The 13,422-nt window shown below is 73.5% G+C and carries 12 protein-coding genes; 3 read left to right on the top strand and 9 right to left on the bottom strand.

Translation table 11 applies throughout. From position 1 onward, the window contains the following. Positions 1-78 precede the first annotated feature (78 nt). Entirely contained in the window at positions 79-693 is a 615-nt protein-coding gene (locus tag OG898_RS09640) for a M23 family metallopeptidase (RefSeq protein WP_266956169.1), read from the top strand. A gap of 62 nt (positions 694-755) precedes the next feature. Here the strand turns inward: OG898_RS09640 and OG898_RS09635 are convergent, their stop codons facing one another. The 7 genes from OG898_RS09635 to OG898_RS09605 form a co-directional block, all read right to left on the bottom strand. Further along, positions 756-2,117: a LamG-like jellyroll fold domain-containing protein gene (locus tag OG898_RS09635; protein ID WP_266956167.1), complete on the bottom strand. Its 1,362-nt coding sequence runs from the start codon at positions 2,115-2,117 to the stop codon at positions 756-758. Between the two features lie 113 nt (positions 2,118-2,230). Then, positions 2,231-3,547: a two-component system sensor histidine kinase CseC gene (gene cseC / locus OG898_RS09630; protein WP_250752828.1), complete on the bottom strand. Its 1,317-nt coding sequence runs from the start codon at positions 3,545-3,547 to the stop codon at positions 2,231-2,233. Between the two features lie 49 nt (positions 3,548-3,596). After that, positions 3,597-4,301, bottom strand: a complete 705-nt coding sequence (gene cseB / locus OG898_RS09625) for a two-component system response regulator CseB (RefSeq protein ID WP_250752830.1) — start codon at positions 4,299-4,301, stop codon at positions 3,597-3,599. 52 nt (positions 4,302-4,353) lie between these two features. Further along, complete coding sequence (locus OG898_RS09620) at positions 4,354-5,010, bottom strand: hypothetical protein (RefSeq protein ID WP_250752832.1); 657 nt, start codon at positions 5,008-5,010, stop codon at positions 4,354-4,356. Positions 5,011-5,048: 38 nt separating this feature from the next. Beyond that, on the bottom strand, positions 5,049-5,609 hold the full coding sequence (locus OG898_RS09615) for a SigE family RNA polymerase sigma factor (RefSeq protein WP_069920779.1): 561 nt from the start codon (positions 5,607-5,609) through the stop codon (positions 5,049-5,051). A 179-nt stretch (positions 5,610-5,788) separates the two neighbouring features. Further along, positions 5,789-6,730, bottom strand: coding sequence for an A/G-specific adenine glycosylase (locus OG898_RS09610; protein ID WP_250752834.1), 942 nt, complete (start codon positions 6,728-6,730; stop codon positions 5,789-5,791). Positions 6,731-6,825: 95 nt separating this feature from the next. After that, positions 6,826-7,434, bottom strand: coding sequence for a phosphatase PAP2 family protein (locus OG898_RS09605; protein ID WP_250752836.1), 609 nt, complete (start codon positions 7,432-7,434; stop codon positions 6,826-6,828). Positions 7,435-7,592: 158 nt separating this feature from the next. On the opposite strand from OG898_RS09605, the gene OG898_RS09600 reads away from it, so the two are divergent. Continuing rightward, a complete protein-coding gene (locus tag OG898_RS09600) occupies positions 7,593-8,423 on the top strand; it encodes a hypothetical protein (protein ID WP_266956162.1) in 831 nt (276 codons plus the stop codon). A gap of 198 nt (positions 8,424-8,621) precedes the next feature. Here the strand turns inward: OG898_RS09600 and disA are convergent, their stop codons facing one another. Together disA and radA are read right to left on the bottom strand one after the other, a co-directional pair. After that, positions 8,622-9,746 (bottom strand): DNA integrity scanning diadenylate cyclase DisA, encoded by a 1,125-nt coding sequence (disA, locus tag OG898_RS09595; protein ID WP_243339766.1) that lies wholly within the window; start codon positions 9,744-9,746, stop codon positions 8,622-8,624. Positions 9,747-9,908: 162 nt separating this feature from the next. Further along, the gene (gene radA / locus OG898_RS09590; protein WP_250752842.1) at positions 9,909-11,324 is read right to left on the bottom strand and encodes a DNA repair protein RadA; all 1,416 of its coding nucleotides are present in this window, start codon (positions 11,322-11,324) and stop codon (positions 9,909-9,911) included. Positions 11,325-11,531: 207 nt separating this feature from the next. On the opposite strand from radA, the gene OG898_RS09585 reads away from it, so the two are divergent. Further along, positions 11,532-13,412: a hypothetical protein gene (locus OG898_RS09585; RefSeq protein WP_266956159.1), complete on the top strand. Its 1,881-nt coding sequence runs from the start codon at positions 11,532-11,534 to the stop codon at positions 13,410-13,412. Positions 13,413-13,422: the final 10 nt, after the last annotated feature.

The following is a 13,422-nucleotide window of genomic DNA, read 5'->3' as shown; positions in this document are numbered from 1 at the left end:
GCCTGAAGCACCCGCAGTACCCGCAGTACCCCCAGTACCCGCAGCACCGTCCCCGTCCCCGGCCCGGAGGTCTCCTTCATGTCCGCGAAGCGCGTCAGCACCCGTCGTACCCGTATCGCCATCGGCGCCACCGCCCTGGGCGCGGCCCTGGCACTCGGGGCCGGGACGACCGCCGCCTTCGCCGACGAGGTGCCCCAGGCCGAGCTGACGGGCACCGTCCAGCTGGTCGCCGAGCAGGCCGCCGCCCAGGCCGCCGTCGCCGCGAAGCCGGCCGGCCTGTGGGAGAAGCCGGTGTCGAAGTACACGCTCTCCGCGACCTTCGGCAAGGGCGGCAGCATGTGGTCGCACAAGCACTCCGGCCAGGACTTCGCCGTCCCGGTCGGCACCCCGGTGGACGCCGTCTCCGCGGGCACCGTGGTCAAGGCCGGCCCCAACGGCGGCGGCGACGGCCCGGCCTACGGCAACGCCATCGTGATCAAGCACGCGAACAACACGTACTCCCAGTACGCGCACCTCTCGAAGATCCAGGTCACGGTCGGCGAGAAGGTCTCCAAGGGCGAGCAGATCGCCCTCTCCGGCAACACCGGCAATTCGAGCGGCCCGCACCTCCACTTCGAGATCCGGACCACCCCGAACTACGGCTCGGCCGTGAACCCGGTGTCCTTCCTGCGGACGGTCGGCGTCACCATCTGACCGGCGTCACCATCCGGTGGGACGCCGACCGGTAGGCCGACGTCCGACCGGCCGCCGTCCGGTCAGCCGGTGATCCAGGCGTGGGTCCCGCTGCCGCGCGTACCGGGATCCAGCTCGCCCTTGCGGTAGGCGGCGGCCTGCTCGGGGGTGAAGGGGGTTGCGTAGAACCGGATGTAGTTGATGGAGCCCGTCCAGGAACCGGCCCACGCGTTCTGGTGGCGGGCCCGGCCCAGCTGCAAGGGGCCCGAGCTCTGCCAGATCCCCGGGACCGCTGCTTCGCCGGCCTTCTTGCCCTCCACGTAGAGGTGGATCTTCTTCATGTCGGCGTCGTGGACGGCCGTCAGCACGGTCCACGCCTTGACCGTCTTGAGCCCCTCGGCGGCCACGGTCACCATCGTGGGCGTGGCGCCCTGCTCGGTGGTCCGTACGCGGAACACCCAGGCCTGCTTGTTGTTCACCGTGTCGGAGCCCAGCTCGAACGAGAACGTCTCCCCGGTGCCCTGACTCATGATGACGTGCGAGCCCTTCGCCGCGGAGGTGTTCCTCACGCGCACCGAGAGCGAGAAGCTCTTGGTCGTGTCGACGGCCGGCTCGGTGGACTGGGCGTACGAGTTCGGGGTGCCCTTGAGGGTGAGCTCGTGGCGCGCGCCCACCTTGGGCACCGTGGCCTCGGGGCCCATGCGGATGTTGGTCTTGCCGACGCTGTCGCGGAGCAGGGAGGGGTCGGTCGCGACGGTGGGGGAGTAGGACTTCGACGGGGACGCGCCGGGGCCGGGGGATCCGGACGCGGAGGGCGGCGTGGCGGGCGCGTTGTCGGCGACGTCGTTCTTGTCGCTCCCGCCCGGCTCGTCGGTCTTCAGCAGCATGAACGTTCCGCCGCCGGCGAGCAGCAGGAGGACGGTCACCGCTCCGCCCACCATCCACAGCCGCTTCTTGCGCCGATCGCGCGCCGACCGGTCGGCCATCGCCTCCCAGTCCGGCTGCTCGCCGAAGGGCGCGGCGGGCAGCCCCTGGCCGGGTCCGGGCGGGCCGGCCGGTCCGCCCGGGGCGGAGTCCTCGGGGAACGGCATCGGGGGGCCGAAGGTGCCGGCCGCGGGCGGGCCCGGCGGGTAGCCGTAGCCACCGCCCTGCGGGTATCCGTAGCCGTGGCCCTCGCCCGACGCGGTCTGGTCGGGCCGGCCGGGCGGGTAGCCGTAGCCGCCGTCGGGCGCGGGCCGGCCGTACTGGTCGTTCTGCGCGTACGGATCGTGCTGCGGGTTCTGGTCACGCTGCTCGTGCTGCGCGTGCTGGTCGTACTGTTCCGGACGGCCGGGCGGGAACCCGTAGCCGCCCGGCGCGGGTATGCCCGGCGGGAACCCGTAGCCACCGTTCTCCGGTGCGGGCTCGGGCTGGGGGCTGTGCGGGCGATCCGTACCGTCAGTCATGGTTCGGATGCTAAAACATCGACGTCCGCATGCGAACAGCCGATGGTCGCGATACGACACCGATCCCGCTCGGTTCCGGCTCGGTTCCGGCTCGGTTCCCGTGCAGGTCCCGCTCAGTCCTCCCGGCGCAGGATCGGGAAGCTCCCCGTCGCCGTCGGTGCGTGCTCCGGCAGCCACAGCACCGCCACCGCCCCCGCCGCCGCGCCGCCATGGGCTACGAACCCGCCGGGCGCCGCCACGTTGCGGAACGTCAGCCGGGCGCCCAGCACCCGCGCCTGCCCCTCCGCGATGGTCAGCCCCAGCCCGTGCCCGACCCCGGCGCGGTCCGTGGATCCGGTCCGGAAGCGGCTCGGGCCCTCCCGGAGCAGGGCCTCGGGGAAGCCCGGCCCGTGGTCCCGGACCCGTACGACCCGGCCTTCGACATCGACCTGGACCGGCGCCCGCCCGTACCGCGCGGCGTTCGCGAGGAGGTTGCCGAGGATCCGCTCCAGGCGGCGCGGATCGGTGCTGACGATCTCGTCCGCGACGATCCGTACGCTCGCCTCCGGCATCAGCGAGTTCACCCGGCGCTGCACGAACTCGCCCAGCGCCACCTCCTGGAGCTCGGCCCGCTCGGACGCGCTGTCCAGCCGGGCCACCTCCAGCACGTCCTCGACCAGCGCCCGCAGCGCTTGCGCGCGGTCCCTTACGAGCTCGGTCGGCCGACCCGGAGGCAGCAGTTCCGCCGCCGTGAGCAGGCCCGTCACCGGGGTGCGCAGTTCGTGCGCGATATCGGCTGTCACCCGCCGCTCCGCCTCCAGCCGCTGCTGGAGCGCGTCCGCCATCGCGTCGACCGCCCGCGCGAGGTCGTCGGTCTCGTCGCGTACGACGCCCCCGACCGCGTCCCGCACCCGTACCTCGGGATCCCCGTGCGCCACGCGCTGCGCGGCGGCCGCGGCCTTGCGCAGCCGGCGCGAGATCTGGCCGCCGATCAGCACACCGAGCGCCGACCCGCCGACCACCACGGCCAGGGAGCCGACGACCAGGGCCCGGTCCAGGTCGCGCACCATGTTGGCGCTCTCCCGGAACTGCGTGTGCAGCGACAGCACCTGCCCGTTGCCGAGCGGTACGGCCGCCCACACCTCGGGGAGCCCGTGCGGGTTGTCCTGGATGTAGGTGCCGCGCCGGCCGGACCGGGCCTTCTCGCGCAGCTCACCGGGCAGGTCCGGGTCGTTGAGCTTGGCGCCCATGGGGGGCTTGCGGCCGGCCTCGGCGTTGCGGGAGATGAACTGCACCCGGTCGAGCTGCACCTCGCGCGCGCTTTCCAGCATCGATACGCGGGCAGCACTGTGCACCACCAGGCTCAGGGCGATGGCGGTCAGCGCGCCCACGGACGCGATGGCGAGCGTGATCTTCCAGCGGATCCCGGTCCGCAGGGTGAACCGCTTCATTCAGATTTCATTCCCGCGCTCGTCCCCCGTGCTCGTTCCTCTCAAGGCATCAGGCCTTGAGCTTGTATCCGAATCCCCGGACCGTTTCGATCCGGTCCTGCCCGATCTTGGTGCGCAGCCGCTGGACGTGGACGTCCACGACGCGGGTGTCGCCGCCCCAGTCGTAGTCCCAGACCCGCTCCAGCAGCCGGTCGCGCGAGAGCACGGTGCCGGGAGAGGTGGAGAACTCCAGCAGCAGCCGCATCTCGGTGGGGGTCAGTGCCACCGAGGCGCCGGCCTTGCGCACCTCCATGCCCTCCGTGTCGACCTCCAGGTCACCGAAGGCCAGCACCCCGCGCTCGCCGGAGGAGTCCTCCTCGGACCCGCCGCCCTGCGGACCGCCGGCGTGGCCGAAGCGGCGGAGCACCGCGCGGATGCGGGCGACGAGGACGGAGCCGTCGAAGGGCTTGGTGACGTAGTCGTCGGCACCCGCCTCCAGGCCCAGCACCACGTCGATGGAGTCGGCGCGCGCCGACAGCATGATGACGGGGACGGTGGACTCGTCGCGGATGCGGCGGCACAGGCTCACCCCGTCCATCCCGGGCACCATCACGTCGAGCAGCGCGATGTCGGGCCGGTCCGCCCGGAAGGACTCCAGGCCGGACAGCCCGTCGGGCATGGCCGTGACCACGAACCCGTCGCGTTCCAGCGCCAGGGTCGTGGCCTCACGGATGACGTCGTCGTCCTCCACGAACAGCACATGGGTCTCGGCCATCGGGAGCCTCGCCTCGCCTCGGTACTCGGTGCTTCGGTGTCTCTTCGGATGCTCAGCTCTTCGGGCTGACGGCCGGGGCGGGGAGCGTCCCGCCGTCGACCACGTTGCTGTAGTCGGTGTGGACCCGGTCCTGCTCGGTGAACCGCTCCCCGTTCCAGCGGTACGTGATCAGGTCCTCGCCCGAGGGATAGGAGAGCGCGTCGCTCTTCCCGTAGACCGGCTTGGTGACGATCAGGTCGCCCCGGTCGATCTCTGCGTAGACGGGCGGCTGCTCGTCCGAGAAGACATTCTCGTACCTGGCCCCGTCCGCGCGGTACACGAACGAACCGCGGCCCAGCGCGTCGGCGCAGGACAGGACGTTGACCACGATGTCGACCTCCGGGCCGCCGGTGACCTTCCCGTAGCTGACGTCCACCGGGTACTCCTTGCCCGAGCAGGGCTTCAGGTCCCGTTTGATGTCGGCGCTGATCTTGGGGTCCGCCTTGATCAGGGCGATCGGGTCGACCTTGGCGGCCGGCTTCCCGGAGGCCTGCGGGACCACGGGGGCAGCAGTGCCCGCGTCGTGCTCGGAGGGTGCGGAGGAGGGGGCTCCGGTCTTGGCCACCGTCTCGGTACGGGCCGGGCCGCCGTCCCGCAGCCCCGTGCCCCCCGTCGAGCAGCCGACCGCGAACAGCACGGTGCCGACGAGGACGATTCCCCCCGCCGACATCAGTACCACCGAGCTCTTGCCGCTCAGTCTTGGGCCAATCAGGCCGCGCACCGCTCACGCCCCTCGTACCGGATGGTGTGGTCACCGCGCTCCAGTGCGCGCATGTCCAGGTCCCGGCTCTCCAGTTCCTGCCGGAGCCGTGCCAGTGCGCGGTGCAGAGTGCTCTTCACGGTTCCCGCCGACATGCCGAGCGCCGCGGCCGTCTCCTCGGTGCTCATCTGCTCCCAGTGTCGCAGCACCACCACGCTGCGCTGCTTGGGCGCGAGCACCTTGAGGATGTCCATGAGCAGGGCGCGGTCGGCACGCTGGTCCGAACCGTCCTCGACGGAGGCGTCGGGGAGCTGCTCGGTGGGAACCTCTTCGAGCTTGCGGGCCCGCCACCATTCGGTGCGGGTGTTGATCATGACACGGCGCAGGTAGGCGTCGGCAAGGGACTTGTCGGCGATGCCGTCCCAGCGGCCGTAGGTGCGGACGAGCGCGGTCTGCAGGAGGTCCTGTGCGTCGGTCGGGTCCGGAACCAGGCGACGGGCACTGCGCAGCAGCGCGTCCTGCCGGGTGCGTACGTACTCTTCGAATTCGAGTACCTCGCCGTGCGCCATCTCAGACCGCCTCCGTTCCGACCAACCGCTCATCCGCTGCCTTACGGATTCGACGGTACGGAGGCGTTGTCACGGCCCTGTGCGGGTCAGCCTTCGGTGGGCGCACGGACACCCATAGGTTGTGTAACAGCGCCCGTGAGCTGCGGTTTCCCCAGACAAGCGGAATCCCTGAGTCAGCCTCAGGAGGCGTCGGGCGAGGGGGCGGATGCGGCGTCGGGGCCGGCCTTCGCGGGGCCGGCCGGAAGGCGGTACATGAGCCCGGGCAGCGGCTCCACGAGCCCGTCCGAGACCAGCCCGTCGAGCGCGCGGGCCCGCTGTACGGGCTCCTCCCAGACGGTGTCCAGGACCGACTGCGGCACGGCGCCGACCGCCTCGCGCAGCACGGCGAGGAGCCGGCCGCGCACCTGCCGGTCCGTCCCGGCGTACGTCTGCCCGCGCCGCGGCGGTCCCTCGTGAGCGGGCTTCCCGGCCAGCCGCCACGCGCACAGCCCGGCCACCGGACAGCTCCCGCAGTCCGGGCTCTTGGCCGTGCACACCAGTGCCCCGAGCTCCATGGAGGCCGCGGCCCAGCGGGCCGCGGTGTCCTCGTCCTCGGGCAACAGGGCCCGCGCCAGGCGCCGCTCGGCGGCGGTCGTGGCGTTCGGCGGGTACTCGACCCCGGTCGCGGTGCGCGCGAAGACCCGGCGCACGTTCGTGTCGAGCACCGCGTGCCGCTGCCCGTACGCGAAGGAGGCCACGGCCGCCGCCGTGTACTCGCCGATCCCGGGCAGGGCCAGCAACTGGGCGTGCTCGCGCGGTACGTCGCCCCCGTGGCGCTCCGTTATGGCAGTGGCCGCGCCGTGCAGGCGCAGGGCCCGGCGCGGGTAACCGAGGCGGCCCCAGGCGCGTACGGCCTCACCCGGTGCGTCGGCGGCGAGGTCGGCGGGCCGGGGCCAGCGGGCGAGCCACTGCTCGTAGACCGGCAGGACCCGGTTGACGGGGGTCTGCTGGAGCATGAACTCGCTGACCATCACCCCCCAGGGGCCGGCCTCGGGGCGGCGCCAGGGCAGGTCGCGGGCGTGTGCTTCGAACCACGCGATGACGGGGGAGTGCAGCGCGGTGGCGGGAATGGTTGCAGTCATGGCAGACGGCATCCTGGCACGTTTCGGGCCCGCGGGGTGTCGTGTCGATCCCCGGCCGGGCTCCGGGGCGGGGCCCGGGCGGGGCCGGGCGGGTGTCAGCGGGCGGGGTCCGCGCCGGTGATCAGGACGGCCGTGCGGCCGCCGCTCGTCCGCACGGCGGCGACGACCCTGGTCGCGGGGCCGGCGAGCGCGAGGACGGCGAGCGCGGCGAGGCTCGCGCCGAGCAGCAGGCCCATGGCCACGTCGTGCGGGTAGTGGACGCCGACGAAGACGCGGGAGAAGGCCATCAGCAGGGCCAGCGGAAGGGTCAGCAGCACGAGCTTGCGTGCGGCGATCGCCAGAGCCACGGCCGCGGCTCCCGCGATGGTGGCGTGGTTGCTGGGGAAGGACCAGTCGCCGGTGGCCGGGCACTTGATCAGCGAGGCCGCCGCCCCGGCCACGGCCCGGCAGGGGCGCTCCTCGTCGACGCTGGACTTCACCAGCTCGGAGGCGACGTACGCCAGGGCGGTGACGAAGGGGGCGAGCACCGCGAGCGCCACCGTGCGGGGGTCGCGGGCGCCGCGCGCACGCCACCACACGGCTATGAAGAGGGCGCCGAAGACGAGCAGCCCGTACTCGGTCCAGAACTCGAACGCCGATTGCACCCAGGCGGGGGTCGAGTGGGCGAAATCGGTGACGTCGAGGTAGAGGCCGGAGCTGTCCATGGTGACTGAAGGTACCTAAATCGGAATAACGTCCTCATCAGTCTCACGGCCGATTCCGGGTGCCCCGGATCACCCCGCAGGATGATCATCGGCAAAACAAGCCGCCTGCGCGGCATGTGGGCACTGATCGCGCCCCGAACTCTCGTAAGGTTCCGTCCGTGGGATCTCTGCGCAATCCGGTCGGGCCGCTCCCCTCCTCCATCTACTGGCGACGGAGGGCCGTGCTGGCGTCCGTCGCCGCGCTCCTCGCGATGCTCGCCGTATGGACCGTCAGCTCCGGTGCGGGCAAGTCGAGTACCAACGGCAAGGGCCAGGGCGGCTCCGGTCCCGTCACCCAAATCACCCCCGGACCCTCGGGTTCCGGTCCGGCGATCAGTCAGGCCCCGGGCGGGCGCGGCGAGTCGGGCTCGGGCACCTCGGGCGGTACGAGCGCCGGCACCGGCACGGGCTCCGGCCCCGGTGCGAGCCCCGGCACGGGCAAGAACGGCGAACCGGGCGCCGAGCCCGGCACCGCCGGCCAGGGCGGCGCGGACGGCTCCGGCGGCACCGGCGCGGGCCAGGTCGTCCCGGCGGACTCGCCGGTGCCCACGTGCGCGCCCGGTGCGCTGCAGTGGGAGGTCAAGAGCGTGAAGAACGAGTACGAGGCGAGCGAGAAGCCGCGCCTCGAACTCCTCGCGCGCAATGTCTCGGGCGCGACCTGCAAGGTCGATCTCGGCCCGAAGCAGGCGGTACTGACGATCACTCAGGCGAGCAACGCCAAGCCGGTCTGGTCCTCGGCGGACTGCCCGGCGGGCGCGGGCAACGTGTTCTACCGGGTGCCCTCGCAAGGGGAGACCAAGCAGGCCCTGGAGTGGGACCGGCACTTCAGCGAGGCGACCCAGTGCCAGTCGCCTCCGGCGGGGGTGGCGGCGGCGGACACCTACGTGGTCGAGGTCAAGTCGCCCGGCATGCCGGTGGCTCGCACCTCGTTCGTGCTGAAGCCGGAGTAACGGGGGCGCCGTTGCCGGGGCTCAGCCCCGGACCCCGCTCCTCAAACGCCGGAGGGGCTGGTGTGGGCCGGCGTCGGCCCGCACGTGAACGCCGGCGGGCTGGAGAATCCAGCCTCGCCGGCGTTCGAGGCGCGGGGGTCCGGGGGCGGAGCCCCAGGCAGCGGCGCTGCAGCCGCACACCCGGAGCCGCGGCGCAGCCTAGACGTACCGCTCCAGGATGGAGGACTCCGCCAGGCGGGACAGGCCCTCGCGGACGCTCCGCGCCCGCGCCTCGCCGACGCCGTCGACCGTCTGGAGGTCGTCCACGGAGGCGGCCAGCAGCTTCTGCAGCCCACCGAAGTGCTCCACGAGCCGCTCGATGATCGCCCCCGGCAGCCTCGGCACCTTCGCCAGCAGCCGGTACCCGCGCGGGGACACCGCCGAGTCCAGGGTCTCCGGCGAGCCCGTGTACCCCAGGGCCTTCGCCACGATCGCCAGCTCCAGCAGCTCCGGATGCGTCAGCGCGTCCAGCGCGGGCAGCGCCTCGTCCACCGTGCGGGAACGCTTCGCCGTCGGCTCCGGCACGTAGTCCCGGATGACGAGCTCCCGCTCCTGCTCGATCCCGACCGTCAGCTCGTCGAGCTGCAGGGAGAGCAGCCGGCCGTCGGTGCCGAGCTCCACCACGTACTCCGCGATCTCCGTCGCGATGCGCCGCACCATCTCCAGCCGCTGCGCCACCGCCGTGACGTCGCGGACCGTCACCAGGTCCTCGATCTCCAGCGCGGACAGCGTCCCGGCGACCTCGTCCAGGCGGAGCTTGTACCGCTCCAGCGTGGCCAGCGCCTGGTTCGCCCGCGACAGGATCGCCCCGGACTCCTCCAGCACGCGCCGCTCGCCGTCCACGTACAGCGCGATCAGCCGCATCGACTGCGAGACCGACACCACCGGGAAACCGCACTGCTTCGAGACCCGGTCCGCGGTCCGGTGCCGGGTGCCCGTCTCTTCCGTGTGGATCGACGCGTCGGGCACCAGCTGGACGCCCGCCCGCAGGATCTTGGTGATGTCCTTGTCCAGGATCAGCGCGCCGTCGAGCTTGCACAGCTCGCGCAGCCGGGTCGCCGTGAACTCCACGTCCAGGACGAAACCGCCCGTGCACATGGCCTCGACGGACTTGTCCATGCCGAGGACGATGAGCCCTCCGGTGTTGCCGCGAACGATCCGTTCGAGCCCGTCACGCAGGGGCTGACCAGGTGCGACCGCGCTCAGCGAGGCGCGCATCATGGCCTCCTGCTTGGAGCTCGCGCCCGACTTTCCGGATGCTGCTGCCCCGTCCTTGGCTGCCACTGCACTCCTCCGGTCGCGGGATGTACCGCCTGCGTACGGCCGGGCGGACCATCCCGAAGTCTACCGGCGCGGCCCCGGCGCCCGTCGTGCCTTGGCCCGGCCGGGCCGGGGAGCACCCCGTCCGGGCCCCCTGACCTGCGGTTCGGAGCCCCGAACGGCCTGCTAGTCGGCGGCCCGCTCCTTCGCCGGCGTACGCGACCGCCCGCGCGGCAGGACCCGTAGGGCGTCGCCCATGTCGGCGACCTCGGTCACCTTCATGCCCGCTGGCACCTTCCCCGGGTCCACCGGCACCAGCGCGTGCGTGAAGCCCAGCCGGAACGCCTCCGCGAGCCGCCGCTGGACGCCCGTCACGCGCCGGACCTCGCCCGCGAGGCCGACCTCCCCGATGGCGACCAGGTTCTTCGGGAGCGGTACGTCGCTGGCCGCCGAGGCCAGTGCCAGCGCGACGGCCAGGTCGGCGGCCGGCTCGGTCAGCTTCACCCCGCCCACGGTCGCGGTGTAGATGTCCCGCTTGCCGAGCGCCGTGATCCGCCCGCGCTGCTCCAGCACCGCCAGCATCATCGAGACGCGCGAGGTCTCCAGCCCGGAGGTGGTGCGGCGCGGCGAGGGGATCTGCGAGTCCACCGTCAGCGCCTGCACCTCCGCGACCAGGGGCCGCTTGCCCTCCAGGGTCACCGTCAGGCAGGTGCCGGGGACGGCCTCGGTGCGGCGGGTCAGGAACAGCCCGCTCGGGTCGGCGAGGCCGGTGATGCCCTCGTCGTGCAGTTCGAAGCAGCCGACCTCGTCCGTGGCGCCGTACCGGTTCTTCACCCCGCGCACCAGGCGCAGCCGCGCGTGCCGGTCGCCCTCGAAGCTCAGGACCACGTCCACGAGGTGCTCCAGCAGGCGGGGACCGGCGATCGCCCCGTCCTTGGTGACGTGGCCGACGAGCAGCGTGGACATCCCGCGCTCCTTGGAGGCCCGGATCAGCGCCCCGGCCACCTCCCGGACCTGCGCCATGCCGCCGGGCGCGCCGTCGATCTCGGGGGAGGCGACCGTCTGCACGGAGTCCATGATCAGCAGTGCGGGCTTCACGGCGTCCAGGTGCCCGAGCACGGCCGACAGGTCGGTCTCGGCTGCGAGGTAGAGGTGGTCGCTGAGCGCGCCGATCCGCTCGGCCCGCAGCCGCACCTGGCTCGCCGACTCCTCTCCGGTGACGTAGAGGGTGCGGTGCTCGTCGGAGGCGGCCTTCGCCGCGACGTCGAGCAGCAGCGTCGACTTGCCTACCCCCGGCTCGCCCGCGAGCAGGACGACCGCACCGGGGATCAGCCCGCCGCCCAGCACCCGGTCCAGCTCGTCCACGCCGGTGCTGCGCGCGGTCGCGGTCCGGACGTCGACCTGCCCGATCGGCACGGCGGCCGTGGTGACCCGGCCGGCCGCGGTGGTGCGCACGGCGGGGGCGCCCCCGAGCTCCTCGACGGTGCCCCAGGCCTGGCACTCGGGGCACCGGCCGAGCCACTTGGCGGTGGAGTACCCGCACTCGGTACAGCGGTAGGACGGCCGGTCCTTGGCGGATGAACGAGATGTACGGGCAGCCATGCGGCCCACCGTAGCCGCAGCCACCGACAGCCCTTCCCCGACGGCCTCCGAGGCGGTGCCCCGGCCGTCCCCGGCGGTCCCCGGCGTGTACGCCACGGCGTGCACCGTCAGGGGGCGCGTCAGCGCAACGTCGATCTGTTCACCCGTAAGGACTAAAACTGGTGAAGGCTTCCGGAGCGCCACCGGCGCGCCGCCTACGGTCACCGAGTGACCAGCAGCAACCAGGGACGCCCCGCACCGCGCACCGGCGCACACCGGGCGCACGGGCGCACGCCCCCCGAGGGGACCAGGGTGGAGCAGCCGCCACCGTTCCGGTACGAGCCCTACCTGGACGGGCTGTTCACGTACTGCCTCTCGGTCCTGTGCGACCACGACACCGCCACCGACGTGCTCGGCGACGTCCTCGCCGTCGCCGACCGCCATCCCGGCCGCTGCCCCGACGAGGGGGACCGGCGGGCCTGGCTGTACGCCCTCGCACGCTGGGCCTGCCTGCGCAGGCTCGCCGAGCGGCGGCGCACGCGCTACGGGTACGGGGGAGCGCATTCCGCCCGGCGTGCACCGGAGCACACGGACACCGGCCGTGCGCCGGATCCCGCGACGGCGAGCGCCGACGCGAACGCGGTGGCGAACCTGGCGGGGCACGCGTCGGCGCATGTGTCGGCGCATGGTGCGTCGGCCGGCCTCGGCGGCCCCGGCGACTCGCGTGACAGTGCCGGTCACGGCGGTCACGGCGGCCACGGCGCTCTCGACGTGTACGCCTACCGCCGCACCGAGCTCGCCCGTCTCGCCTGGCCGGAGGCCGCCGGGACCACCCCCGAGCAGCGCGAGGCACTCGAACTCGCCGTCCGCCACCGCCTCGGCGTCCCCGAACTCGCCGCCGTCCTCGGCACGCCCCCGGCCGCCGCCCGCGAGCTGCTGTCCGGCGCCGCCTGCGAGGTGGAGCGCACCCGGGCCGCCCTCGCCGTCGTGGAGACGGGCAACTGCCCGAGCGTGTCCCGGCTCACCGGCGACGACGGGGAGGGCGGGGGAGACGGGAACCTCCTCCTCTCCTCCTCCCTGCGCGCCGAACTCGTCCGCCACGTCGACGACTGCCCGCGCTGCCGCCGCGTCGCCGAACGCGTGGGCGCCGGCGGTCCCTGGCCCGGCTCGGGCGGCATCAACACCGCCGCCCTCCCGCTGGTCCCGGCCCCGCGCACCGCCGTGCACGCCGCGATGCTCCGCTCCGGCGGCCGCCGCGGCGCCGGGACCGGCCCGCGCTTCGACCGCACCGGCTTCCCGATGGACCCCAAGGACCGTGCGGCCCGCCGCGAACGGCTGCGTGCCCGCGCCGTGACCACCACGGTCGTCGCCACCGTCGTCGCGGCCCCGGTGCTGGCGCTGTGGGCCGCGTACCGGGGCGCCCCGAGCACCGGGGAACCCGTCGGCAACGGCTCCACGCGCATCTCCGCGAGCGATGCGGAGCTCCCGCAGGCCCGTACGGACGGCCGCCCGCTGACGGCCTACGAGAACGCGGGCAACGCCGCCGTCACCACCGACGACTCCGGCTTCGCCCCGTCCGCAGCCGCCCCCGACGTCTCCGTCGAGGTCATCAGCAGCGGCGCGCCGAGCTCCGCACCGGGCGCCCCGGGCCGGCTGACCGCGGCCGCCTCCACCCACGGAGCGACCACCCTGCTCACCCTCACCGCGTCGGGCGGCGCCCCGGTCGACTGGCGGCTGTGGTCCGACGCCCCGTGGCTGCGCGCCAGTACGACCTCGGGCCGGCTGGCCCCAGGAGAATCGGTCACCCTACGGATCACCGTGGACTCCGAAGCCCAGCCCGTAGGGGCCTGGAGCGCGCGGGTCGGGGTGGACCCGGGCGGCGCGGTGATCTCCATCCGCGGCCGGGGCCGCCCGGCACCCACCCCGCCCGGCCCGGACCCCACGCCCACGCCCAGCCCGTCCGAGACGCGGCCGACACCCACCCCGACTCCGACACCGACCCCCACCCCGGAGCCCACCCCCACCCCGACACCGACCCCGACGCCGACCCCGAGCCCCTCGGACGGAGCAACGCCGGGGCCGACTCCGACCCCGGAGCCGGCCCCGTAGCCCTGGGCGC

Origin of the sequence: Streptomyces sp. NBC_00193 (genome assembly GCF_026342735.1) — a bacterium.
Taxonomy (GTDB): Bacteria; Actinomycetota; Actinomycetes; order Streptomycetales; family Streptomycetaceae; genus Streptomyces; species Streptomyces stoeckheimensis.
The sequence above is the reverse complement of the archived record's forward strand: the minus strand, read 5'-3'. Positions and strand labels throughout refer to the sequence as shown.

Excerpts from the sequence above, each read along its gene's own strand:
- OG898_RS09605 (WP_250752836.1), bottom strand. The coding sequence starts at position 7,434 with ATGGACAGCTCCGGCCTCTACCTCGACGTCACCGATTTCGCCCACTCG.
- OG898_RS09635 (WP_266956167.1), bottom strand. The coding sequence starts at position 2,117 with ATGACTGACGGTACGGATCGCCCGCACAGCCCCCAGCCCGAGCCCGCA.
- OG898_RS09620 (WP_250752832.1), bottom strand. The coding sequence starts at position 5,010 with ATGTCGGCGGGGGGAATCGTCCTCGTCGGCACCGTGCTGTTCGCGGTC.
- radA (WP_250752842.1), bottom strand. The coding sequence starts at position 11,324 with ATGGCTGCCCGTACATCTCGTTCATCCGCCAAGGACCGGCCGTCCTAC.
- OG898_RS09640 (WP_266956169.1), top strand. The coding sequence starts at position 79 with ATGTCCGCGAAGCGCGTCAGCACCCGTCGTACCCGTATCGCCATCGGC.
- cseB (WP_250752830.1), bottom strand. The coding sequence starts at position 4,301 with ATGGCCGAGACCCATGTGCTGTTCGTGGAGGACGACGACGTCATCCGT.
- OG898_RS09615 (WP_069920779.1), bottom strand. The coding sequence starts at position 5,609 with ATGGCGCACGGCGAGGTACTCGAATTCGAAGAGTACGTACGCACCCGG.
- OG898_RS09610 (WP_250752834.1), bottom strand. The coding sequence starts at position 6,730 with ATGACTGCAACCATTCCCGCCACCGCGCTGCACTCCCCCGTCATCGCG.
- cseC (WP_250752828.1), bottom strand. The coding sequence starts at position 3,547 with ATGAAGCGGTTCACCCTGCGGACCGGGATCCGCTGGAAGATCACGCTC.